We start from the raw sequence: 23,198 nt of genomic DNA, 5'->3' as shown, positions 1-23,198 counted from the left end.
CATGCTGTCTACAGAGTATCGTCAGATAACCTGAATACATGATGGGCTACTTTCTCTATCGTGTCTGCAGTATAGTCAGCCGTGTGCAGAGAATCCAGCTTTACCCGTGCTGTCGCCGGCACTGTGATCATGCTTCGGCACCGCTTTAGGCGGCGTGGCCCACGGTGCCATCATGGGGGCGCTATGGTGCTGACTTCTATCTTGGTATTCTCTGTTGGAGAGATGGTCGCCTCACCTAAGAGTCAGGAATATGTCGCCAGCTTTGCCCCACACGACAAGAAGGCCATGTTTATGGGTTACTACTTCGTATCATCTGCCATCGGATTTTTACTGGCGGGTCCCTTGTCCGGCTATCTCTATTCAGAAGTGGCAAAACAAGCTCAAAGGCCAGATCTCATGTGGTACATCATAGGTGCCTTCGGTTTAGTCACAGCCCTAGGCCTGGTCTTGTTCCACAAGTTTGGTGTCATGAAACACCCAGAGAATAAGCCTCTGGAGAGTGAAGCAGAGGTGGCTTAGTCAGTGAGTACCCAATTAATCTTGTCATGACTGTCAGTTTAAAAGCCCATAATTCTGTGATGAATTATGGGCTTTTTTATGATTCCAATCGGTATATCTAACAACACTTTGCCAAACCTAATCCCTAGTAGAAAGCCCATGTCTCTTTTATAAAGCTGAATCTTTATAGTAAATAACGCATCAATCTTTTTATTTTACAAGTAATTACAACTAGTTAAATTAGTCGTGACAAATCAGCCGCAGACATTACAGACACTCACTAAGATCTCGGTTTATTCCCCTTTGAACTAGCGAGTTAAAATCGAAGAGGATATGATGCAGTAAATGGTCAATGGGTGGTATGAATGACAAGGTTAGCGGAACACTGCACACCCCCTAATCCAGACGCTTTTTCGACGTCCCCCGCGGTCGCTAAATCCCCCATGGAAAAAATCTGGTTCATCGTCGCCATGCTGCCAAAGGGGCGAGTAAGCTCCTATGGTAAGGTCGCCGATTTAGCAGGGCTACCCGGTATGGCAAGATACGTATCTAAAGCCTTAAAGATGGCACCTGGAACATTAAACCTGCCATGGCACAGAGTCATCAACAGCCAAGGAAAAATCTCTTTCAAACCAGATACTGAAGCATTCCGAACTCAAATGCAGCTACTCAGGTTAGATGGCGTAGAGGTCAACCGAGGACGAATATCTTTAGCCAAATTTGAATGGCGACCGGATATGGCCACACTGGTTTTACAACTGCCGTTTTAACTAAAACTGGATTATCGGACAATTCAGGACAAATATTAAGGCTAAGTCACAGCAACTAAGCCGTCGCTATAAAGCGATCCTGGACTCTGCAAGCAAGTAACAACTTATCCATGCAAACATTTAAGGAGACGTCATTGTCGATTGGTCAGCGTGTAGTGTTAGCAATAAATTTGTTCCTCTTCAGCCTCTACGTGGCTGCGGCCCCGAGCCCGCTAAGCCCACAAACCGCAGAATATCAGGTCAATTACGGCAGTATCGAACTAGGAAAGGCCCGTTTTCAGCTCCCTAAACCCGAAGGCAATCTCTACCATTACCGTTTCGACAGTGATGTCAGCCTACTGGTGTTATCAGATAGACGTAATGTACGCAGTGATTTCATCCGCGAAGGCGACCAACTCATCCCCATGCGGTATATCCATAACAGGAAAGGCACGGGCCCTAGCTTTCAAGAACAAGCCGCCTTTGCCAGAGAACAAGAAGTCGTTCACACTCGCTATAAAGATGAAAGGTCTACACTCGATTATACCGATATCTTGTACGACCCCCTCATGGCTCAGCTGCAATTTCGACTCGACATGGCCCAAGGAAAGAAAGAGTTTCACTATGCCATGGTCAAAGAGGGAGAGGTCGATGAGTATAGCTTTCGTGTCATAGGCAAAGAAAGAATGAATATCGAGAGTGGCAGCTACGAAACCATCAAGATTGAAGTCGTCAGGGACAGTAAGAAACGTCAAACCTTTTTCTGGATGGCACCGGATCTAGGCTACTTGCCCGTGCGTGTAACTCACTTCGAAAGAGGCAGTAAGCAGTTAGATATCAAACTGCTCAGCTATTATTTTTCTCCTGAGCAAACCGTGAAGGCTGACGAGCTTGCTAGTGAGTTAACGGTACAGCCATAGACAAGCAGCAAAAGGACGAAATAAATTGTTTCAGGCCTCATCCATGATCAGCACACCTTTGCGGAATAACTTCCACTCTCCAGGCGCTAAAATATGCCACTCTTCATCCTTAGTCAGAGGCCGGGTGGCGATCACTGTGACGATGTCGTCAGGAGTCGTCTCTTTATCAAAATCTATGACCACATCGGTATCGATGAGCTTAGCCTTACCGAAAGGAGCTTTGCGGGTGATATAACAGAGGTTATTGCTGCAATAGCTCATCAGGTGCGCGCCATCGGTCAAGATCATATTAAATACACCCAAGCAACGAATTTCATCGGCTAGCTTAGCGATAAATTGATACACGAGGCTGATATCTTCAGGCTCTTGCTCACCAAATTTGTCGACCACCTTCTCTAACAGCCAGCAAAATGCCAATTCACTGTCTGTATCACCCACAGGCTGAAACCTTGAGACGGTAAATTTGTCCTGATAGTCGCTCAATTGGCCGTTATGAGCATAGGTCCAATAGCGCCCCCAAAGCTCACGGGTGAACGGATGGGTGTTCTCTAACGACACACACCCCCGATTAGCCTGACGAATATGACTGACAACGACTTCACTCTTAATAGGATAGCTCTGAATGAGCTCGGCGATGTGGGACTCACTACTTGGATGAGCATCCTTAAACGTACGGCTACCTTTTCCTTCATAGAAGGTGATCCCCCAGCCATCCACATGGGGACCGGTAACACCACCTCTCTGAGCCAGGCCGGTAAAGCTAAATACAATATCCGTCGGCACATTAGCGCTCATGGCAAGGAGTTCACACATTAATTCAACCCTTTAATTACAGCTGTAATATTTAAATTCTAACGCATTCTAGCTATTTGAAGCAGAAAGTGTAATCTCGACGTTAATAATTTATCTAAACGTTTGTTTGAAATAAACCTTGTATTAAATTTCACATAGGTTTAAATTTTATGCGACACAGGTCAGACCACAACCTATAATTGTGATAATGATCAGAAAAATCTCTGGCCTCAGTTCAATATTCAGGTCGCACCTTAAGGAGAATAACAGTGACAAGCTTACTCTGGATCCTCGCGTTTCTTTTTGTGTTAGGCACACTCGCCTACCTAAGAGTTTCGTTGCTAACATCTAGCATCATTGCCGCAGTCGTTATGACTGTCGGTTCAGCAACTGAAGTCGTGAGTCCCCTATCGTGGATCATCTTCTTAGCCATCGCCTTGCCACTGAACATCAGTGCATTTCGTAAACATTTCCTTACTAAACCATTATTAAAGATCTATCGTGGCATCATGCCTGAGATGTCTTCGACAGAAAAAGAAGCCATTGCAGCCGGAACCACTTGGTGGGAAGCCGATCTATTTGCCGGAAATCCAGATTGGAAGAAACTCCACAACTATCCGGTAGCCAGATTGAGTGCCGATGAGCAAGCCTTCTTGGACGGCCCCGTTGAAGAGGTCTGTAAGATGCTCAATCAACATCAGGTTTCACACCAACTGGGTGATCTTCCCGCCGAGATCTGGCAATACCTGAAAGATAATGGCTTCTTCGCCATGATCATCAAGAAAAAATACGGCGGCCTCGAGTATTCGGCCTACGCGCAATCTCGCGTGTTGCAAAAACTTGCCGGTCTCAGCAGTGAACTGGCCTCAACGGTCGGCGTGCCTAACTCCTTAGGCCCGGGCGAGCTGTTACAACACTATGGCACCACCGAACAGAAAAACCATTATTTACCCAGACTCGCTCAAGGTCTGGAAGTCCCCTGTTTTGCCCTTACCAGCCCCGAAGCCGGTAGTGATGCAGGTGCCATCCCTGACTTTGGCATTGTGTGTAAAGGTCAGTGGCAAGGCGAAGAAATTCTAGGGATGAAGTTAACCTGGAACAAGCGCTACATTACGCTAGCCCCAGTCGCCACTGTGCTGGGGCTGGCATTTAAGTTACGCGATCCAGATCAACTACTGGGTGATAAGACAGAGCTAGGAATCACTTGTGCCCTGATACCTACCGATATGAAAGGTGTTGAAATTGGGCGTCGCCACTTCCCACTCAACTGTATGTTCCAAAATGGGCCAACCCGAGGCAATGAAGTCTTTGTGCCTCTGAGCTTTATCATAGGTGGCCCGAAAATGGCCGGACACGGCTGGCGCATGTTGGTCGAATGTCTGTCCGTGGGACGTGGCATCACCTTGCCTTCTAATTCAGCGGGTGGCATCAAGACAGCCGCTGTGGCAACTGGCGCTTATGCCCGTATCCGTCGTCAGTTTAAGCTGCCTATCGGCAAGTTTGAAGGCATCGAAGAGCCCATGGCACGTATTGGTGGTAACGCCTATCTGATGGATGCGGTGACCAGTCTAACCACAACGGGAATAGACTTAGGTGAAAAACCCTCGGTTATTTCTGCCATCGTGAAGTTCCACCTGACCGACAGAATGCAGAAGTGTGTGATTGACGCCATGGACATCCACGGCGGTAAAGGAGTGTGTTTAGGCCCGAATAACTACTTAGGTCGAGGCTATCAGGCAGCCCCTATCGCCATTACGGTGGAAGGCGCAAACATTCTGACTCGCTCTATGATCATCTATGGTCAGGGTGCTATTCGTTGTCACCCTTATGTGATCACCGAGATGGAGTCAGCATTCGATACCGATGCTAACCGCGGCCTCAATACCTTTGATTCAGCCTTGTTTGGTCATATCGGTTTTACCCTCAGTAATCTGGCCCGCAGTTTCTGGCTTGGAGTGACATCTTCGAGGTTCTCCAATGCGCCCTATGCAGATAAAACCAAACGTTATTATCAACAGATGAACCGCTTCAGCGCTAACTTAGCCCTGCTCTCGGATCTGGCGATGGCGACATTAGGCGGTGAACTGAAACGTAAGGAACGCATATCGGCAAGATTAGGCGACCTACTCAGCCAGCTCTATCTCACCTCTGCCACCCTTAAGCGTTATCAAGATGAGGGACGTCAGACTGAAGACTTGCCGCTAGTTCAGTGGGCCGTCGAAGATTCATTATATAAGTTACAGGACTCACTCGACGATCTACTCAACAACTTCCCTATGAGATTAGGCCTTGTCCTTCGAGGCATTATCTTCCCGTTCGGACGCCCACTCAAGCGACCTAGTGATGTGCTAGATCATAAAGTGGCGACCATAATGCAGACACCTTGTGCCAGTCGTGATCGCTTAGGTAAAGGTCAATTCTGGACCCCATGTGCAAATAACCCGGTCGGAGTACAGGAGCAGACCTTCATCGACATTATTGCCAGTGAACCACTGCATGCCAAGGTATCTAAGGCCGCGGATAAGCGTATTCCATTTATGTGGCTCGATAAAGTTGCCGCACAAGGGAAAGCCTTAGGTGTACTCACAGATGAAGAAGTTGCCCTGCTTGAACGCGCCGAGATCGGTCGCATGAAATCCATCAATGTGGATGATTTTGACCCGGATGAGTTGAAAGCCATGGCAATAGGCAAACAAAGCCATGAAAAGGCCGCTTAGAGTCACAAGATTTAATCAATAACCAGAAGGAGGCTCACGCCTCCTTCTTTATGTCTTCGATTTACCCACAAGGATGAGATACGCTTGACGACTCGCTGTTAGCAAATTCTTCAGGCACAAAAAAGCCCTCGTCTTTCGACGAGGGCTTGGTTGTTTGGCGGAGCGGACGGGACTCGAACCCGCGACCCCCGGCGTGACAGGCCGGTATTCTAACCAACTGAACTACCGCTCCTAACTTTTCTGCCTGACTATGCTGAGCTAACGGGATTCGAACCCGCGACCAAGGGCGTGACAGGCCGCCCATGTTTACAAATAGTCCTAACCAACTGAACTACCGTTCCACATCAAGTCGCGGTGATGATACGTAGCCGAGCATGCCGCGTCAATAGTTATTTTAAGCAGACAAACCGATCAGTTAAAAAATCAGCAGTTAGGCGTAAATCACTGCTTTCCCGGGGTGAAAAATGACTCACTAGCCTTTTCCCTCCTCAGGAGGATCTTCAGGCATGGTCAGATCAATTTCATCTAATGTCGGACCTAAGTCTTTCTCTTTCTCTTCATCTAGTCTTTTTTGAGTTGCGGCTAATGCCTCTTTTAAATTACGTCGCTTACGCCAGATGAGTAATCCCAGACTTCCCAATACCAATATTGTGACATTAACCGTTATTATCCAGAAAATAGCATCACCTTTGGCCTTCGTTTCTTCAATGGCCGCTTTCTTTGTCGCTCTGGCCGCCAACTCTTCGGCTGTCGGTGGCGGCTTAGGAGGCTCGATTAAATTAAAGAAGCGTTCAGGTAAGGCTAATACAATCTCTCGTCCGCCTAACGTTGTCGTTGCAGCCATCCCTTTGATTCTATAGCTACCGAAATCTGATACTTCCGGAAGGACAATCTCACTCTGTGATGATTCTAATCTGCTTAATGTAATGGGTAATTGAAGTCCGGCTGGACCGACTAATTCAAAATCTAAATGTGTCTCGGATAACTGCACCTCAGCTTCATCGACTTTTACATATAGCTTCCAGCGCCCGTCTAAAGGGTCTTCAGGTTCAAGAATTTCAATTTCAATCGGGATAGGTGATAACATGAACTTAAACTGGCTTTCTCTGGAAAACACATTATTACGCACCTTGACTTGAAAGGTATAGTGGCCCCATGGCTGATTTAAATTGATTTTCCCGGTGAAAATACCGTCATCTGGCCGTTCATCTAAACCTTCGCCATAATCTTTATATAAGCCAACGACCAGAGTACCCGCAGCGAAATTTTCATCACTAGGCAGGCGTTCACTGATGAAACGAGCGGTCCATTCGACTAAGTAATCTAGCCCCGGCATTCTTAAACGCTGTTCATCTCCCAATAGCTGAGCCGTCACTTTTAAGCGTTCACCTTGAAATAAGGGTTGGGGTAATGCTTCGACCTTGATGCCCAGTTTAGAGATTTTTTGAATCTTAGAGCCTTCTACAACTCTGCCTATGAGTTGCCAGGGCCCTGGCATAGGCTTATGTATGGTCACGATATCACCGCTCAAACCATCGACCCATTGCACCTCTTTCGGATGCCGACTGGCATACCACTTGCTGCCATCGGGTAAAACGATGACGACTGGAGAACTGCCATATTGGCGTTGAATAAACAGGGTGAGACTATCGACCATATGATCGATTCTAAAGCGATTCTTCAATACACTGGCTTCACTAGAAGGCACAACATCGGCTAACACAAATGTAGAAAACACCGTGCTTAGCATCATGACTAACGCGGTTAATGCTTTTTTGCTCGAAACAAAATGTTTAGCACTCATAAAGATGACGTCTGTCCTCGTCGAAAAAGTTAGCAATTGGAATATACAGTGTCGGATACTTGGTTCTGATGCTATTTATAGGGCGACCTATAAGAAAATGCCCTTATTCTCTATTTGATATCACACTGTGCCAGTGACTTAATCACGCCAGGCACAGAGTCCGCCCTTAGCCACGATATCGAGACGCGCTTCGTGCTTAGCTAGTTCATCGGCCGATGCCGCGATCACTTTAAGTTTGGTGCGCTCTTGACTTAATCGTATGATGCCACCAGCACCTCCGCTGTCGCCTGAAAGATTAAGCTTAGTCTGCCCACCGGTCATCAGCAGATAGACATCGGCTAAGATCTCCGCATCTAATAATGCACCGTGGAGTTCGCGACGTGAATTATCTATGCCATAACGCTTACACAGGGCATCGAGATTGTTTTTCTGACCAGGATGCAGAAATTTCGCAATCGCTAAAGTATCCAGAATGGCACAGATATCGGCAGTCTTAGGTCCTTTTGGCTGCAATAAACCAAACTCATGATCCATAAAACTGATATCGAACGACGCGTTATGGGCCACGACTTCGGCACCATCAATAAACTCGATAAAACTCTGTGCTATCTCGGCAAATTTTGGCTTATTCGCGACATATTCGTTGGAAATACCATGGACTGCAATGGCTTCTTCATCGATGAGCTGTTGTGGATTGATATATTCATGATAATGACGACCGGTCAAACGACGGTTAATAACCTCGACGCAGCCAATTTCTATGATTCTATGTCCTAGAAAGATAGCTCCTGCGCCCTGGTTCATACCTGTGGTTTCGGTATCGAGAATAACTTGACGTTTTGCACTAGACACTATGTTCATAAATTTGCTAACACTTCTTAAGTTTTTGGGTATACTCGCCCACTAATCTGTCTATGGTAACAACTTGATGTTAAAACCGCTCTCTATATTTACCGATGGATCCTGTTTAGGAAATCCAGGCCCCGGAGGTTATGGGGTGGTGATGCAGTACAAATCACGAATCAAAGAACTCTCCGACGGATTCCTATTAACCACCAACAATAGAATGGAATTACTGGCGCCTATCATCGCATTGGAAGCCTTGAAAGTGCCCTGTAAAATCGTGCTCACCAGTGACAGTCAATACATGCGACAGGGCATAACTCAATGGATCCACGCTTGGAAGAAAAAGGGCTGGCAAACTGCCGCGAAACAACCGGTAAAGAATGTGGATCTCTGGAAACGTTTAGATGCAGCCACAGCCTCCCATGAAATAGAGTGGCGCTGGGTTAAGGGTCATGCGGGTCATGTAGAAAATGAACGCTGTGACACTTTAGCCAGAGTGGCCGCCGAAGCCAAGCCGACTCAGGAAGATATAGGTTATCCGGTTTAAGCCAGAGCTGATTGCTAAGCCGACAAGTTATTAAAATTGGTACAGAAGGCGATAAACGCATCGCATAACGGGGTAAAGTTTCGGCTCTTATGATGGATGCGATAAAACTGTCTGGTTAACTCGAGTCCTTCAACCTCGATAACAGCCAGCTCCTTGCGACTCAGCTCTTTTTCAAGGGTCAATTCGGACAGCACGGCCAGGCCGGCTCCTTGCTTGACCGCTTGTTTTATCGCATCGGGCGTACTGAAGCTGAATCTTTCTATGGGCTGCATATCCAGTGCATTGGCCGCACTGATAAAATAATCTCGGGTACCTGAGCCCTCTTCCCTCATCACCCAAGGTTGCCCACGTAATGCCACGGGTTTAACCCGTTTTCCCGCTAAGGGATGCGCCGTGTGACAGAAAACAAGCAAGTTATCCTTATGCCAAGCCTCCACTTTAATGCGGCTATCGAGGCACTGTCCCTCGATAAACCCGACTTCAGTTCTGAACTCCAACACAGATTTTATCACGGCTTGAGTATTATCAATATCGAGATCTATGTAGGCGCTGGTATGTTGCTGGCAGAAAGCCACCACACTTTTTGCCATCAAGTAATTACCGATTGTGGAGCTAGCACTGACATTTAACGTGCCACTGAGTTCGGCCTCCGAAGAGGAGAACAGATGCTCTATCTGCTCTAGCTTCTGTAACGCCTCGGTGGCCAAGGGCAGTAAGAGGCTCCCCTGAGAATTCAACCTTAATCGGTTACCTACCCGCTCAAACAATCTAGCATCGAGTTGCTTCTCTAATTCAGACAGTGCCATGGAGGTCGCTGGGGCCGATAAGTTCATCATTGCGGCGGCTCTGGCAACTTGGCCACTGCGGGCGACGGCTTCAAATATTGATAATTGCTTCAGTGTTATTCGCATTTAAATTCTACTACATCTATTGAGTGGAATTGGTATATCCAGTTCTTCCCGCCGAGGGTGCCGCAGTCCAATTAGGCTGACGGACTTTCTGCCTTTCATGTATCCGTGTCAATGGCGTCTCTAACTTACGAGCGACGATCAGATAAACGCTACCGGTTCCGGGCAACCAGGCCTTCAAAGCGTTTTGCCAGATACTTTGTTGGCGTATTTCACTCAGCAGATGATGATGAATGATGCGCTCATCAGCCACCACTTGGTAACCCAATAATCCAAGCCAATCTTTGACTCTCGACGGCGTAAAGAAGCGACCACACCAGGGGAGTTTATCTTGGTACTTAGGCAGAACTTTACCAATAAAAGCCGGACTCAAGGGATTAAACCCCACAATAAACAGATATCCACCGGATATTAGCACTCTGTCTGTTTCACGCAGTAACTTATAAGGGTCATATTCAAACTCGAGCAACATGTTCATAACGACGGCATCGATGACCCCGTTCTGTATGGGTAGCGCATTAAACTCCGCGCGCAAAGTTGCACCATCACCATCGAACAGAGAAAACTGGCGACCGATAGGCAAACCAGGCATTTTTAATTCAGCGCTTAAGGGACCAAGGCTTAACATATGGTAGCCAAACACTCTTGGCCACCATGATGCAAGCTCTTGCTCTACACTCGCCTTGATATTTTCTCCATTAGGCAATTGCGACCACGTTCGAGGTACCAATACCTTCATGTCATTAAACAAGCAGTACTCCCTTGGTTGATGCTGCGACTCTGGCTAATATACCTGACTAAACTACAGTGGTATAATTATAGGGTTATTAACTCCATTAAAACGTGAATCTGTAAACTTCGCAATAAATTTACTTGATTAACTGAAGCTCTGCCCTCAGTGTGGAAATTACCAGCAGATAAGATGAGACACATATGCAAGCAATTGAATTTTCGGAATTAAAAATCACCCTATTAGCCGCATTCAATGATAATTATATCTGGATTATTGCACAAAATGGCAATCAGTCAGTGTACGTCGTCGACCCGGGCGATGCCCAAGTCGTCATAGATTATCTAGACACGGAGCAATTACAACTCGCGGGTATCTTAATAACACATCACCACCATGATCACACTGGCGGCATCGCTAAACTGTTAGCATATGCTGGGCAGCAGATTGAAGTATATGGGCCCGATAGTGAGAACATTGCCAATCTCAATAATCCCATCTCCACCAATAGCCAGATTCAGACTCATATCAAGCTAAAACAATTCAAGCTAAGGGTCGATATTATTCCTTTGCCCGGTCATACATTAGGCCATATAGGCTATTTGATGGCGGGTGAGCTTTTTTGTGGCGATACCTTATTCAGCGGCGGGTGTGGCAGACTCTTCGAAGGTACTCCTATGCAGATGCACGACTCTTTAATGACATTGTCCCGGCTTCCAGCTGAGACCCGAGTCTATTGCGCCCATGAATATACTTTAGCCAATCTGGACTTTGCCCTCTCGGTGGAGCCGACTAACCCCGAGCTAATCCAATACCATGAGCTTTGTCTGCACAAACGAAATAAGCAAGTAGCAACCATTCCAACCAGCATAGCCACAGAACGTAACATCAATCCTTTTCTACGTTGCAATGCCGATACGATTAAGGCCTCAGTTAATCAACATTTCATGAAAAATGCGTCAGATCCTGTGGACACCTTTGCCCTTCTAAGGCAATGGAAAGACAATTTCTAAAAAACAGCTTACAATGCAGCGCTAAATAAGTCCCCTTTTCGAGTGTTTCAACATAGAGGGACAGAGAATTAAGGAATTATTTTTCGATGCGCATACCAAACATTGTCCTAGCAGGGAGTATTGTGCTGCTTTCAGGCTGTCAGTCAGTCTCTGAAGAACACAATACTCAAGCTATACCCATTCTACCTATGATCTCGCCTGAAGAAGTCATTGAAGCAAAAGTTGAAGTTGCAGAAGTCACCGATGTCTGGCAAAGGATCCGCCTGGGTTTATCATTCGATGTGCCAGAGCACAAGTTAATCACTCAATATCGTGACTGGTACATCAAGCACCCACAACACCTCAAGACAGTATCGGAACGTGCCACCCCTTTCCTCTATTTAATCGTCGAAGAAATTGAGAAGCGTGATCTGCCTATCGAACTGGCCCTTCTTCCCATCGTTGAGAGTGCATTCGATCCTTTCGCCTATTCACATGGCGCCGCATCTGGCTTGTGGCAGTTCACTTCACCCATGGCAAGACATTTCGGTCTGCAGATGAATTGGTGGTATGACGGTCGCAGAGACGTTCCCGCCGCAACCATTGCCGCCTTAGATATGCTCGAATACCTGTATAAGAAGACGGATGGTAACTGGCTTTATGCCATCGCGGCATACAACACAGGTGAAGGACGTGTGATAAACGCCGTTAAGAAGAATAAGCGCAAAGGAAAACCTACCGACTTTTGGTCATTAGCTCTACCGACAGAAACACAGCGCTATGTCCCTCAACTTCTCGCATTAGCCGATGTCATCAAGAACGCGGACAAGTATGGAATAGAACTCTACCCGATAGACAATCAAGCCAATATCCAAGTGATCGATGTGGGTAGTCAGATAGATCTCGCACTCGCTGCCGGATTTGCCGATATGACCACATCCGCATTACATAAGCTCAATCCTGGATATAACCGTTGGGCAACGGCACCCAATGGCCCGCACAACCTAGTATTGCCTGTAGACAAGGTGGCAAAATTCAAATTAGCCATGGCAGATACAAACGCGGACGACAGGTTGCACTGGGAACGCTACCAGATAAAATCAGGTGATAGTTTAGGCCTGATAGCCCAGCGTTATCGCACCACACCTGCGGCGCTTCGTGCTGTCAATGACATTAAAGGCAATACCATCATAGCTGGGCGTCATCTACTCATCCCAGTAGCGGCAAACGATCTGGAACAATACGCCTTCAGCCTAGCTCAAAGAGTAAAGTCAATACAAAATATTAGCCGTGGTAGCGAAAAAATTGACTATATCGTTAAGTCGGGTGACTCATTCTGGAAAATTGCGCAAGCCCATAAAGTTAACACTGCGCAGCTAGCCCGTTGGAATAATATGGCACCAAAAGATACCCTTAAAATAGGCCAGAAATTAGCGATTTGGACAGGCAGTAAAAATAATTCATCAGTCACCCGCAAGGTGCATTACACGGTGCGTAACGGAGATTCTTTGGCGCGCATAGCCTCAAAGTTTAAAGTCAGCATCAATGACTTGGTTCGTTGGAATGCATTAGAAAAATCTAAGTACATTCAGCAAGGCCAAAAAATAAAGCTCTATGTCGATGTAACCAAGGTGCGTGCCTAGCTCATATTTGCAGATACTCGTGATCACATAAAGATAACTGCAACCACTGCAGTTATCTTTCCCTTTCTGGCGGCTTGCTATCGAGTAACCCCAAAATATCCTCGTTTAACTGTTATCCATAAATCAAACACACCCTTAACTAAACCGATATCTATCACACCTGGATAATAAACATATAACATACATCTTATAACTTGTTGATTATCACAGTTTTCAACAGCGATAAACATAATAATCATCCCCTTAAAGCACCTCAATCGGCTAAAGGATATTATGGATAGCGGCCAATACACTCACGAAAAAGAAGTGATCTTCCCTGATGGGTATAAAATACTATCTACGACTAACTTAGATAGTTCGATTACCCACATTAATGAAGATTTCACCAAGGTCTCAGGCTATGAAGCGCAAGAGCTCATCGGCAAGCCTCATAATGTGATCAGGCACCCAGATATGCCCAAGGCAGCATTTAAAGATATGTGGCAATCCATTCAGGATGGCAAGAATTGGATGGGGCTAGTAAAAAACAGATGTAAAGATGGTGGCTATTATTGGGTCAATGCCTTTGTAAGCCCAATAAAGGTCAATGGCAAAGTCGTTGAATACCAATCAGTCAGAACCAAACCTGATCCATTATTAAAGGAAAGAGCGAGTCATTGCTATAAAGCGATCAACGCGGGGAAATTACCAAAAGCAAAAAATACATTTAGCATAGTGACCTCATTATTCATTGCTTGGATCACCAGTATTAGCTTAATGCTCATCGCCAGCCAACTCAAAACGTTATCCTCAAGCATCTTGATATTGTTCGCACTATTTTGTTTTCTATATCCTTTACTCAAATTAAACAGAAGGTTCAACTGTATTTTAACTATGAGTAAGAAAATTCAAAATAACGAGTTAAGCCAAATAATTTACACTGGCTATGTCGATGAACTATCACATATTGAGATGAGTTTAAGAATGAAGACGGCTGAGAGTTTATCTATCATAGGACGAGTTAAAGACTCATCAGAGGCATTAACTCTGCAGATGGACGAGAACAGCCAACAAAATATTAACAACCAAGATCTGTTAGAAGAACAATCTGAAAATTTGGATCAAATCGTGGTTGCCATAGGTCAAATGAACAGTGCTGTCACTGACATCGCTCGTAACACCACACACTCTAGCGATGAGATTTCGGCGCTCGTCAAACAAATAGAATTAACAGAAATCGCCCTAACACGGAGCCAGGAGGCAACCTCTGAAATAGCTCAACTGCTAGATGATTCACAAACGTCTATTTCAACATTGGAGATCCAATGCAAGCAAGTTAACTCGGTTCTCGAGGTTATTGAGGCCCTCGCCGAGCAAACAAACTTACTGGCACTCAATGCAGCGATTGAAGCGGCTCGTGCCGGGGAAGCCGGACGAGGGTTTGCTGTTGTAGCCGATGAAGTCAGAAGTCTAGCGAATCGCTCCCAAACATCGGCAAAAGAGATACAAATAATCATAGATACCTTAGGTAAAACAACATCCCAAGCGGTATCAAAAATGAAACAGAGTCATCTCTTGACTGAAAAGAGTGTCGAATCAGATCAAATGCTAAGTGATAGTCTCCAATCGGTCAGCCACTCTCTAATGAATATTGTCGCAAATGGTGAGCAAATAGCAGTGGCTTCAGAGGAACAGGCAACGGTGATAAACCAGATCTATGGCAACGCTCAAGAGCTAGCTGCCGCTACTTCTAGATTAAATGATGGTTGTGAAAATACGGCACTGAGCAGTCAGAAAATAAAAATACAGTGCAGAAGACAATTAGACTTAGTCAATCAATTTGATAGCCAACGCTAAAAAGATATATAAAAAGATGCCAAGAAATTCAACTAAACACCTTGGCATCAATAAAATTGATAGATTATAGCTATTCTCTTAATCTTGCCCCAACCTATGATATAAAGTTAATTGAGATATGAATCAAGAGATAATCGTGTATCTGACATTGCTTGCTGACTAGACTCAGTTGCATGTCCAACGTAAACCCCCACTAAGCTATAACCTTTCCCCTTAATTTGGGCTAATACATCTTTAGGCAGAGTAAATCTCACTGGAATCACTTTGCCAGCGGGTATCACCACGTCACGTAGCGCCTGAGTAAACATCATGGTATCGGACCAGGCCCAGATTTTATTTCCTTGCGGGTCCAATAAATGAAGATCTGCCGTCATACCCGAGCGATACTGAATTGGCACAGCGAAACTCTGATTGTTGCTGATAATGAGTGACACAGTAAAACCCGTTTTCAATGAGACTTGTAACTGTCCGGATAACAATCCTTTATCCATCTTGCCCTCCGCTTTTTCAACATCTTTAGCCAATTTATAGGACTCGGTAGACGTTAATGATGAAGCATCGATTCCAGCGGGCTCCGCTTGGACAACTGATTGCGGTTTAACTTGAGTAGGGGTAACTGCTTGCGATACTTCTTGAGAGCAAGCAGATAAGGCCATAAGCCCAACAGAAACACAGAATAATTTATTCATTAAAAGCCACCGAATATCTTTAACAGACTATCTTTGAGCTTATCTTGCACCTTCTCTACCTCTTGTTTCAATTTAGCGTCAAACAATCCCGCGGTGTCTAAAGCAAATTTGGGTTCCGACATGGTGCCAGTAATTAAGAATGGAATTTCAATACCATAGAGTAGGTCTTTATCTCCTCCACCCTGTCCTTCGAGGGAACCCACCACTGCAGTGGTTAATTGATAATCCAGCGCCTCGGAGATGATGTTGGCAGTTCCAGCCCCCGAAAGCCTGATTAACGGAGAGGACATCAGCAGATCCGGATTAGATACGACGCCCTTGACGACCGAAAAAGACCCGGTCATTGAGGTGAAGTCGGTTTTCTTTTCAGATGAACTTGTAGATGATGATCCACCACTGAGCTTTGCCTGGGCCGCTCTGATCATTTGCGGAATATTCACTCCGTATAGGGCACCGTCCGCAATCTCAAACTTACCTTTAGCGGCAATATTCTTCTTGATATTATCGGCAAGCAGGCTCCTGCCCTTGCCTTTAACACTGAAGTTTGCCGTCCCCGCCAACAGATCGACATCAGCCGCATCTTTCAAGAGTTCACGGATCTGAACGCCTGTAACCGATTTTTCAAAACTGTAACTGGGTACGGCTTGGCGACCATCGAGACGGGCAGTGACAGCAATTTTGCCGCCATAGAGATCGGCATTAAGCTGCTTAAGATTGAGAATGCCATTCTTCAACGTTAGCGCCATAACCCAATTGCTGGTCATCATATTTGCAGCCTTGATGGATTTTGCCGTCAGCGCCAAGGTGAGATCGAGAGACTTCATGGCAGTTAAATCTGGCTCAACTTGAGTCGCCTCAGCTTGACTCTTCTCCTTGGCCTTGTCAGCTTTATCTGTTTGTGGCAGCAATTTATCCAGATCTATGTCACCCAAATCTAACGTAGCTATGATTTGAGGCACTTTATGACCATAAGCGATATCCACTTTACCTTTGGCCTGGATGTCGCCTGCATTTAATTCATCCAAGATGAGATGAACTTGCTTGGTCTCTAGCAAGATTTCCAGCTGGGTTAACAATGAGATATCTAACTTCTTATTGGGGATTGCCTCACCGGCTATCGCGTTAGTTATCTTAAAATCTTTAACTTGAATCTGAGTCATGTCTTGGGCGACTCTGATTGAGCCCTTACCCTGACTCATTAGTGTCATATCAGGCATTTCAGCACTGAAGCTATACTCGAGAGTCGCAAACTCCCCCAAGGAGAACTTCCCAAGGGTTAAATAATCCAGGCTAAATACTTGTTCGGTCCCGGCTTGTTTATCTGAGATTCGAATTTGTGTATTAGTGATCGAGACGCCACCAATATCCAAACTCGATAAACTGCCCGATAAAGCAGTAGTATCATTAAGTTGAGCCGATTTATCTTCCGTGGCTGAAGTCTGTAAACCATCGAAGCTGGTGCGTCCATCTTTGCGGGTTTCCAGATTGACGACCAAGCCATCGAGATTTAATTTAGCAATCTCTACTTGTTTGCTAAATAAAGGCAAAAGCTCTACTTCCGCAACTATCTTGCTCACCTTTAACATAGAGACATTATCGAATCCCTTAGGATTAGATAATGTAATATCTCCAAGTTCGATACCTATGCTCGGAAAAAATGTCCATGTGAGATCTTTTGCTATGATGAGATCGCGCCCTGTTTGCTTCTTTACCGCATTGACGATTTCAGATTTAAAATCATTTGGATCAAAAACCAGGGTCAGATAGGCCACGAGACTCGCGAACATGAGGAATAAGACAACAAAAAACCATTTAACAATTTTCATAACAGGTTCCATCCAAATAGCTGAGATAAATTTATAGCAAGCGAGAGAGGTCGAGTTCGGTATTGGCGATCCCGATACCATTTTCATCAGAATATAACATCATACCCGGTGTGATTATAATGTTATCCATTGAAATCATACAATTGACTTCACCTACGCCTTTCTTTTGTGTTTTTATCGGGTTAGTACCAATGGCTTTGATGCCTATATCCATCAGTTTCAACGCACCGACATCTCTGACACATCCATTGATAACAATACCTTCCCAACCATTTTCAACTGCACTCAAGGTGATTAAGTCACCGAGTAGAGCCCTGTTAATCGAAGCTCCGCCATCGACGAAGAGTACCTTACCTTTACCTTCTGTTTTAAGGATCTCTTTTACTTTTGAGTTATCTTCAAAACACTTAATAGTAACCAGCTCACCCCAAAATATTGTACGCTTGCCGTATTGCTGGTATTGAGTCGTTAACAAAACCAGTTCATTATTAAAATAATCGAATAAATCAGGTAGCAGATCCTTCATCTTATGCTCCATTGAATAAAATTAAAGATTACTCCTTCACTATTACGACAACAAGAATATCCTGAAACATTTACCTACTTTAGCTTTTATATGATCAAATGCCTTTGAGAGCCGGAACAAAAAGTCTATAATTAGCTATTATTGGAACGTAATACTACTGTCCTTCTTACCCACTCGAGATAATTGAACTTTAATGCTTGATAACAATGACTTACAAGATGCCATTGCGGCTTTAGATGAATACGGCTTCGATAAAAAACACTCGAGTGATTTATCTCAAGCTCGAAATAAACAGCAGATGACTAAATATATCGATTCGCTTGATTATAGTTTACGTCGTTTACTCATATTACAAGATACGGTAGAAGACTTGGTTGCAAAGAAGAAGCACCAAATAACCCAACATGAAAACATTCAAACTTATAAAACTAAAGTCATCAATATTTCCAGACAATTCAACATCTCATATGACGACGTTGTGCAAGTCATGGTTAATTTAAAAAACCAGACAAATTAATTTATCTGGTTTTTAGTTCTCTTTCTCACCCAGTAACATATTATCGATACTCATAAGAGCAAACTGGAACATGAATGTGGTCGCGAGTATGGATAAACCCAACATAAGAAACAGGCAACTCGAGATTTTTACCTTTCTAAAAAGGCTAATAATCATGTCTATTGATAATCCTTAAGAAATTTGTGGAAAAATAATTTACCGATATAACTTTTAGTGAATATCTGGGACAACTTTTTGCCTATCGGCAACCTTAATGTCAATAACCCGATAACAATTAAGATATAGATACTGGGCTCGATGATTTCGGACTTCACCGACCAATAGAAGTGAATAGGCACTAAGATGGCAACCAGATAAACCCAGTTATGTAATTGCTGCCAACGTCTGCCCATTTTCTTTCTGATGACTTTTAATGAAGTAATAGACAAGGCAATGAGAATCAGATAAGCCACAGCCCCAACTAATATGTAGGGGCGCTTAAAGATCTCCTGAAACAAGAGTGACCATTCGAACAAGAGATCTAAACTGATAAAGGCCAGAATATGTAAACTGGCATAGGTAAACACATAGAGGCCGATTAGACGGCGTGTCTGCATCAATATCCCCTGTTTGAAGCGACGTGCTAAAGGAGAGATCATCAGTAGGATCACTAAGGCATTGAGGGCACCGACTCCGGTATAATGAATGATGTACTGCACAGGGTCCCCCCCAGCATCACCTGAGGCTACGGATATAACCAGATAAGCGATAGGCCATAAGGCGACCAGATGCATGACGGCTTTCAGCCAAAAAAGATGTTTCGAAGTTAACCGCATTATTTCTCCAACTGTATCACTAATACCATTCCATATAAGTATCTGGCCAGTTCAGAGACTCTCAGTTTTTTCAATTCAAGGCGCATTGATGAGGAAATGGTTATTCCCTTTTAAGTCAATGTAACACAGAAGTGGAAACGCTGAGAGCCTCACGCAGTGCGGGTTTCAAAGCCCTTTATGCTACGTTGAATGTTCTCGATATAGAATAACTATTAGCTTCAAACATTCGCCTTGCCTACAGCGCTTTGAACTCCCGCTGAATGATCAGATACTTACTCGGAATGGTATAAGCCTATCACCGCTATTGTTTATCGCCTGCTGCATTTTCTGACTAGAAATATCTTGTTAAATCTAACCCCGAATATAAATCTGCCACTTGCTCCCCATAGCCATTAAACTTTTGCGTGTTAATCCGCTTGGCCGAAAACAGGCCTCCCTCTCCAATGCGCCTCTCGGTAGCCTGAGACCAACGTGGATGGTCGACATTTGGATTCACATTGGCGTAAAAGCCATATTCATGAGACGCAAGCTGATTCCAGCTAGTGGGTGGCTGTTTATCCATGACGCGGATCCTGACGATGGACTTAATACTCTTAAAGCCATACTTCCAAGGCACAACCAAACGTATTGGCGCGCCATTTTGAGGCGGTAAGGTTTTGCCATATAAGCCAACCGCCATGAAGGATAATGGGTTCATCGCTTCGTTAATGGTTAAGCCTTCGACATAGGGGTAATGGATCCCGCCGCCCATTAAGCGACTCTTCTGACCGGGCATCTGCTCGGGATCAAACAAGGTCTCGAAAGCCACATGAGTAGCATGACTCTTCACCCCGGCCTTTTTCAACAAGCTAGCAAGAGGAAATCCCACCCAAGGCACCACCATAGACCAAGCTTCGACACAGCGAAGACGATAGGTACGCTCTTCCAAGGCTATCATCTGCGTTAGATCGTCTAAATCTAAGGTCAAGGGACGCTCGACTTCTCCTTCGATGACAAGCTTCCAAGGATCGACACTTAGCCCTTGAGCATTTTCAGAAGGATCCTGTTTACTGGTACCAAACTCATAGAAATTATTGTGAGTGGTGATTTTATTGAACGGCGTTGTCGTCCCATTCCCGGTAAAACTCAAGTTTGAGGTATAAGTTAACGGTGAAGTAAGAAATTGAGATGGTTTCTTGTCACCAAAGAGATCGAAGATTCCGGCCTGAACTTGGCCTGGAATACTCGCACCTAAGGCGCCAAGCCCCAAAGCCTTGATGATTCGTCTACGGTCATTAAACACAGCTTCCGGCGTCACATCTGAATCTTTAAGCTCCCATGGGGCTTTTTGTCTTATACCTTGGGTAAACTTCATCTATACAGTCCCTTTTGAATGTTAAGCGGTAAAAATCACACACAAGTATTAGACAGGAAAAAGTAACAAAAAATTTCCTAAAATCTCAGTTAACTTAATCTATATTCATCTGATGTTAGAAGTTAACCTTATCACATCGGCTTTTAAACGCTCATCTCCCCCCCACAACCGCGAGTCAACATATTAACAACATACGATTAAGAGTTATTCATTTACGCTAAATACTGCAAGATGCCACTTGAAGATAGTCATCTTGCATGAGAGTCTATTCGCTTCATTCTTTATGGCCACCTTCTTATGCCAACAAATCTACCTCTGTCACTGCCCGAAATCATCGTATTGAGTGCGATCGCTTTTCTGTTTCTTCTCATCGGCGCCTTATTGAACCAACGTCTGACTCGACAGAGGTGGCAAGATGTTAAAAAGCAACTTGCAGACCAACACCAACACACGTTAGATGAAATCCAAATTGAGATCGGCCACAGGGATTCATTGCTACTAGATAAAGAAGCACAGATAGAAACCTTATACGCTAAGGTCGAGAAAAATCTCAGCGCCTTAGGGCAAGCTCAAGCCGAATCGAGTCGTCTGCCTCAATTAGACCGTCAACTGCAAGAATCTCAGCGAAAACTGATGGAAACCCAGCTATCCCTATCAAAATCCAATGCCATGCAACAGACCTTAACCGTCAAATTTAGTACGCAGCAACAAGCTCTGGAAGATAAAGTCTCTCTATTAGAGAGTGTGGAAATCCGTTTAAAAATCCAATTTGAGAATCTCGCCAATAAGATTTTTGAAGAACGCAGTGAGAAGTTGCAGAGCCAAAGTACTCAGCATTTAGATGCGGTGTTAGCCCCTTTTAAACAACAGCTTGAGGGATTTAGGAAACAAGTTCAGGAATCTTATACTATTGAACAATCCGAGCGCAGTGCATTCAGGCACCAGCTGGAATCACTCAAAGCCCTCAACCAGCAGATGAGTCAAGACGCTGTCAACCTCACCAGGGCACTCAAGGGTGACAATAAACAACAAGGTAACTGGGGAGAGGTCATTTTAGAGCGTGTATTACAAGAGAGTGGTTTGCGAGAGGGTCATGAGTATGACACCCAAACTGAGCTTAAAAATGATGAGGGTAAGCGCTTTAAGCCCGATGTCATCGTTCATCTGCCTGAAAATAAAGATGTCGTCATCGATGCTAAGATGTCATTGGTCGCCTATGAGCGGTATTTCAATAATGATGATGATATCAAAGCACAGGCGCTTAAAGATCATGTCCTCTCTATCCGGGGTCACATTAAAGGATTGAGCCAAAAAAACTATCAAAAGCTTCATGGGCTAACCAGCCTGGATTACGTGCTCATGTTTATCCCCTTGGAGCCGGCATTTTTACTCGCACTGGAACATGACCCTAGCCTGGTGAACTATGCCTTAGAGCTCAACATCATGCTGGTCAGCCCTACCAATCTTTTAGTTGCATTAAGGACAATTAACAATATTTGGCGCTATGAATATCAAAATCAAAACGCTCAACGTATCGCCAAACAAGCAGGAAAGATATACGATAAACTGTGCGGTTTTATCGAAGATATGGAGAAACTCGGTAGGGCCATCGAAGGCGCAGAGAAAAGCTATGCCAACGCCATGAACAAGCTCTCAAGTGGTAAAGGAAACTTAGTCAGACAAGCCCATCAGATGCAGCAATTAGGTGTGGATACCAGTAAAAAAATCGATCAGCGCTTATTGGATAGCGCATTATCAGACTATCCAGAACCTGGGGCCAAATTGAATTAGTCAGTCAACAGATGATCTCCTGATAAATATGGATATTAAAGGAAGATGCGATGCATAAGCAGTTTAACGGCGTGTTAAAATCCTTGTTTTTTTATACCAGCCTGAGCCTGTTCTTGATGGCGAGTTCGGTGGTTAACCCAGCTCATGCCAGTGATTACACTGCCGAGCAACAAACGTACTTAGAGGCAAGAAAAGCGCTAAAAAACAATCAGTTAGCGAGATATAACAAATTACGTAAGCAACTCGATGACTACCCTCTGACCGTCTACCTGGATTTTAATTCCAATATCAATGGCATTCTGACTCATAAAGGTAGCAAAGCCAGAGCAGAGATTGACCAATTTAAAGATACTCCCCTATTTAACACGGCTAGATATCGCTATTTAATGACAACTGGCGCCAAGCAGCGTTGGGATGACTTCTTAATGGTCAGCCCAAGCAGACCCAATAACACCATTTTACAGTGTTATTTCTACCGTGCTAAGTTGGCTGCAGGCGATAAAGCAACCGCGTTTAAAGGCGCTCAATCACTCTGGCTCTATGGTAAATCGAGGCCAGAAGAGTGTGATCCGCTCTTTCAGCTCTGGCAAAAATCGGGTTATCGCACTCAAGAGATGCTCTGGTCGCGTATGTTCCTCAGTTTTAATGCCAATCAACACGGATTACTGACTTATCTATCCAGAAAAATCACTGCAACA

20 protein-coding genes, 1 tRNA gene and 1 pseudogene are annotated in these 23,198 nt (G+C 44.7%); 11 read left to right on the top strand and 11 right to left on the bottom strand.

The window, feature by feature from the left end:
• The first annotated feature begins 183 nt into the window (after positions 1 to 183).
• The 3 genes from KT99_RS21125 to KT99_RS17565 all read left to right on the top strand — a co-directional run bounded on the left by KT99_RS21125 (position 184) and on the right by KT99_RS17565 (position 2,167).
• On the top strand, positions 184 to 519 hold the full coding sequence (locus KT99_RS21125; protein WP_005502793.1) for an MFS transporter: 336 nt from the start codon (positions 184 to 186) through the stop codon (positions 517 to 519).
• 422 nt (positions 520 to 941) lie between these two features.
• Positions 942 to 1,268, top strand: a complete 327-nt coding sequence (locus KT99_RS17570) for an MGMT family protein (RefSeq protein WP_005502791.1) — start codon at positions 942 to 944, stop codon at positions 1,266 to 1,268.
• 110 nt (positions 1,269 to 1,378) lie between these two features.
• On the top strand, positions 1,379 to 2,167 hold the full coding sequence (locus tag KT99_RS17565) for a DUF3108 domain-containing protein (protein ID WP_005502789.1): 789 nt from the start codon (positions 1,379 to 1,381) through the stop codon (positions 2,165 to 2,167).
• A gap of 30 nt (positions 2,168 to 2,197) precedes the next feature.
• On the opposite strand, the gene KT99_RS17560 is transcribed toward KT99_RS17565, so the two are convergent.
• Positions 2,198 to 2,980 carry a class II glutamine amidotransferase gene (locus tag KT99_RS17560; RefSeq protein ID WP_005502788.1) on the bottom strand — a complete coding sequence of 261 codons (783 nt, stop codon included), beginning with the start codon at positions 2,978 to 2,980 and terminating at the stop codon, positions 2,198 to 2,200.
• A gap of 248 nt (positions 2,981 to 3,228) precedes the next feature.
• Here KT99_RS17560 and fadE point away from each other — a divergent pair, with 248 nt between their 5' ends.
• Positions 3,229 to 5,676 carry an acyl-CoA dehydrogenase FadE gene (gene fadE, locus KT99_RS17555; RefSeq protein WP_005502778.1) on the top strand — a complete coding sequence of 816 codons (2,448 nt, stop codon included), beginning with the start codon at positions 3,229 to 3,231 and terminating at the stop codon, positions 5,674 to 5,676.
• A 155-nt stretch (positions 5,677 to 5,831) separates the two neighbouring features.
• Here fadE and KT99_RS17550 read toward each other — a convergent pair.
• From KT99_RS17550 to dnaQ, 3 genes are all read right to left on the bottom strand, one after another.
• Positions 5,832 to 5,908 (bottom strand) — tRNA-Asp (locus tag KT99_RS17550).
• A gap of 240 nt (positions 5,909 to 6,148) precedes the next feature.
• Entirely contained in the window at positions 6,149 to 7,480 is a 1,332-nt protein-coding gene (locus KT99_RS17545) for a TIGR03503 family protein (protein ID WP_005502776.1), read from the bottom strand.
• A gap of 138 nt (positions 7,481 to 7,618) precedes the next feature.
• Positions 7,619 to 8,341 carry a DNA polymerase III subunit epsilon gene (gene dnaQ, locus KT99_RS17540; RefSeq protein WP_005502775.1) on the bottom strand — a complete coding sequence of 241 codons (723 nt, stop codon included), beginning with the start codon at positions 8,339 to 8,341 and terminating at the stop codon, positions 7,619 to 7,621.
• A 67-nt stretch (positions 8,342 to 8,408) separates the two neighbouring features.
• On the opposite strand from dnaQ, the gene rnhA reads away from it, so the two are divergent.
• On the top strand, positions 8,409 to 8,873 hold the full coding sequence (gene rnhA / locus KT99_RS17535; protein WP_005502774.1) for a ribonuclease HI: 465 nt from the start codon (positions 8,409 to 8,411) through the stop codon (positions 8,871 to 8,873).
• A gap of 14 nt (positions 8,874 to 8,887) precedes the next feature.
• On the opposite strand, the gene KT99_RS17530 is transcribed toward rnhA, so the two are convergent.
• Together KT99_RS17530 and KT99_RS17525 are read right to left on the bottom strand one after the other, a co-directional pair.
• Positions 8,888 to 9,784, bottom strand: coding sequence for a LysR substrate-binding domain-containing protein (locus KT99_RS17530; RefSeq protein WP_005502772.1), 897 nt, complete (start codon positions 9,782 to 9,784; stop codon positions 8,888 to 8,890).
• Between the two features lie 16 nt (positions 9,785 to 9,800).
• Positions 9,801 to 10,520 (bottom strand): class I SAM-dependent methyltransferase, encoded by a 720-nt coding sequence (locus KT99_RS17525; protein WP_005502770.1) that lies wholly within the window; start codon positions 10,518 to 10,520, stop codon positions 9,801 to 9,803.
• A 194-nt stretch (positions 10,521 to 10,714) separates the two neighbouring features.
• Here KT99_RS17525 and gloB point away from each other — a divergent pair, with 194 nt between their 5' ends.
• From gloB to KT99_RS17510, 3 genes are all read left to right on the top strand, one after another.
• On the top strand, positions 10,715 to 11,524 hold the full coding sequence (gene gloB / locus KT99_RS17520) for a hydroxyacylglutathione hydrolase (RefSeq protein WP_005502768.1): 810 nt from the start codon (positions 10,715 to 10,717) through the stop codon (positions 11,522 to 11,524).
• 86 nt (positions 11,525 to 11,610) lie between these two features.
• On the top strand, positions 11,611 to 13,146 hold the full coding sequence (locus tag KT99_RS17515; RefSeq protein ID WP_005502766.1) for a lytic transglycosylase: 1,536 nt from the start codon (positions 11,611 to 11,613) through the stop codon (positions 13,144 to 13,146).
• Positions 13,147 to 13,419: 273 nt separating this feature from the next.
• Positions 13,420 to 14,982 carry a methyl-accepting chemotaxis protein gene (locus tag KT99_RS17510; protein ID WP_005502764.1) on the top strand — a complete coding sequence of 521 codons (1,563 nt, stop codon included), beginning with the start codon at positions 13,420 to 13,422 and terminating at the stop codon, positions 14,980 to 14,982.
• A 107-nt stretch (positions 14,983 to 15,089) separates the two neighbouring features.
• Here KT99_RS17510 and KT99_RS17505 read toward each other — a convergent pair whose 3' ends face one another.
• The 3 genes from KT99_RS17505 to KT99_RS17495 are packed head-to-tail and all read right to left on the bottom strand — an operon-like array spanning position 15,090 to position 18,023.
• Positions 15,090 to 15,671: a BsuPI-related putative proteinase inhibitor gene (locus tag KT99_RS17505; RefSeq protein ID WP_005502762.1), complete on the bottom strand. Its 582-nt coding sequence runs from the start codon at positions 15,669 to 15,671 to the stop codon at positions 15,090 to 15,092.
• Positions 15,671 to 17,497, bottom strand: a complete 1,827-nt coding sequence (locus KT99_RS17500) for an AsmA family protein (protein WP_040572165.1) — start codon at positions 17,495 to 17,497, stop codon at positions 15,671 to 15,673. Before KT99_RS17500 ends, KT99_RS17505 begins: the two co-directional genes overlap by 1 nt.
• A gap of 31 nt (positions 17,498 to 17,528) precedes the next feature.
• Positions 17,529 to 18,023, bottom strand: a complete 495-nt coding sequence (locus KT99_RS17495) for a putative 4-hydroxy-4-methyl-2-oxoglutarate aldolase (protein WP_040572168.1) — start codon at positions 18,021 to 18,023, stop codon at positions 17,529 to 17,531.
• 193 nt (positions 18,024 to 18,216) lie between these two features.
• Between KT99_RS17495 and KT99_RS17490 the strand changes: the two genes are divergently transcribed.
• Complete coding sequence (locus tag KT99_RS17490) at positions 18,217 to 18,540, top strand: hypothetical protein (protein ID WP_005502756.1); 324 nt, start codon at positions 18,217 to 18,219, stop codon at positions 18,538 to 18,540.
• A gap of 158 nt (positions 18,541 to 18,698) precedes the next feature.
• Here KT99_RS17490 and msrQ read toward each other — a convergent pair whose 3' ends face one another.
• Together msrQ and msrP are read right to left on the bottom strand one after the other, a co-directional pair.
• Positions 18,699 to 19,358: a protein-methionine-sulfoxide reductase heme-binding subunit MsrQ gene (gene msrQ / locus KT99_RS17485; protein ID WP_050774383.1), complete on the bottom strand. Its 660-nt coding sequence runs from the start codon at positions 19,356 to 19,358 to the stop codon at positions 18,699 to 18,701.
• A 328-nt stretch (positions 19,359 to 19,686) separates the two neighbouring features.
• Positions 19,687 to 20,709, bottom strand: coding sequence for a protein-methionine-sulfoxide reductase catalytic subunit MsrP (gene msrP, locus KT99_RS17480; protein ID WP_005502750.1), 1,023 nt, complete (start codon positions 20,707 to 20,709; stop codon positions 19,687 to 19,689).
• A 297-nt stretch (positions 20,710 to 21,006) separates the two neighbouring features.
• On the opposite strand from msrP, the gene rmuC reads away from it, so the two are divergent.
• Together rmuC and KT99_RS17470 are read left to right on the top strand one after the other, a co-directional pair.
• On the top strand, positions 21,007 to 22,500 hold the full coding sequence (gene rmuC, locus KT99_RS17475) for a DNA recombination protein RmuC (RefSeq protein WP_005502744.1): 1,494 nt from the start codon (positions 21,007 to 21,009) through the stop codon (positions 22,498 to 22,500).
• 50 nt (positions 22,501 to 22,550) lie between these two features.
• Positions 22,551 to 23,198, top strand: a pseudogene (locus tag KT99_RS17470) (transglycosylase SLT domain-containing protein); the annotation flags it as partial.

The organism is Shewanella benthica KT99, assembly GCF_000172075.1.
Classification (GTDB): domain Bacteria; phylum Pseudomonadota; class Gammaproteobacteria; order Enterobacterales; family Shewanellaceae; genus Shewanella; species Shewanella benthica_A.
This window is presented reverse-complemented; position numbering and strand designations above follow the sequence as displayed.

Bases quoted from the DNA above. Each gene is read 5' to 3' on its own strand.
- KT99_RS17495 (WP_040572168.1), bottom strand. From the start codon at position 18,023: ATGAAGGATCTGCTACCTGATTTATTCGATTATTTTAATAATGAACTG.
- KT99_RS21125 (WP_005502793.1), top strand. From the start codon at position 184: ATGGTGCTGACTTCTATCTTGGTATTCTCTGTTGGAGAGATGGTCGCC.
- KT99_RS17565 (WP_005502789.1), top strand. From the start codon at position 1,379: ATGCAAACATTTAAGGAGACGTCATTGTCGATTGGTCAGCGTGTAGTG.
- KT99_RS17525 (WP_005502770.1), bottom strand. From the start codon at position 10,520: ATGAAGGTATTGGTACCTCGAACGTGGTCGCAATTGCCTAATGGAGAA.
- KT99_RS17490 (WP_005502756.1), top strand. From the start codon at position 18,217: ATGCTTGATAACAATGACTTACAAGATGCCATTGCGGCTTTAGATGAA.
- gloB (WP_005502768.1), top strand. From the start codon at position 10,715: ATGCAAGCAATTGAATTTTCGGAATTAAAAATCACCCTATTAGCCGCA.
- KT99_RS17510 (WP_005502764.1), top strand. From the start codon at position 13,420: ATGGATAGCGGCCAATACACTCACGAAAAAGAAGTGATCTTCCCTGAT.
- KT99_RS17515 (WP_005502766.1), top strand. From the start codon at position 11,611: ATGCGCATACCAAACATTGTCCTAGCAGGGAGTATTGTGCTGCTTTCA.
- KT99_RS17560 (WP_005502788.1), bottom strand. From the start codon at position 2,980: ATGTGTGAACTCCTTGCCATGAGCGCTAATGTGCCGACGGATATTGTA.
- rnhA (WP_005502774.1), top strand. From the start codon at position 8,409: ATGTTAAAACCGCTCTCTATATTTACCGATGGATCCTGTTTAGGAAAT.
- dnaQ (WP_005502775.1), bottom strand. From the start codon at position 8,341: ATGAACATAGTGTCTAGTGCAAAACGTCAAGTTATTCTCGATACCGAA.
- KT99_RS17500 (WP_040572165.1), bottom strand. From the start codon at position 17,497: ATGAAAATTGTTAAATGGTTTTTTGTTGTCTTATTCCTCATGTTCGCG.
- KT99_RS17505 (WP_005502762.1), bottom strand. From the start codon at position 15,671: ATGAATAAATTATTCTGTGTTTCTGTTGGGCTTATGGCCTTATCTGCT.
- KT99_RS17530 (WP_005502772.1), bottom strand. From the start codon at position 9,784: ATGCGAATAACACTGAAGCAATTATCAATATTTGAAGCCGTCGCCCGC.
- KT99_RS17545 (WP_005502776.1), bottom strand. From the start codon at position 7,480: ATGAGTGCTAAACATTTTGTTTCGAGCAAAAAAGCATTAACCGCGTTA.
- rmuC (WP_005502744.1), top strand. From the start codon at position 21,007: ATGCCAACAAATCTACCTCTGTCACTGCCCGAAATCATCGTATTGAGT.
- msrP (WP_005502750.1), bottom strand. From the start codon at position 20,709: ATGAAGTTTACCCAAGGTATAAGACAAAAAGCCCCATGGGAGCTTAAA.
- KT99_RS17570 (WP_005502791.1), top strand. From the start codon at position 942: ATGGAAAAAATCTGGTTCATCGTCGCCATGCTGCCAAAGGGGCGAGTA.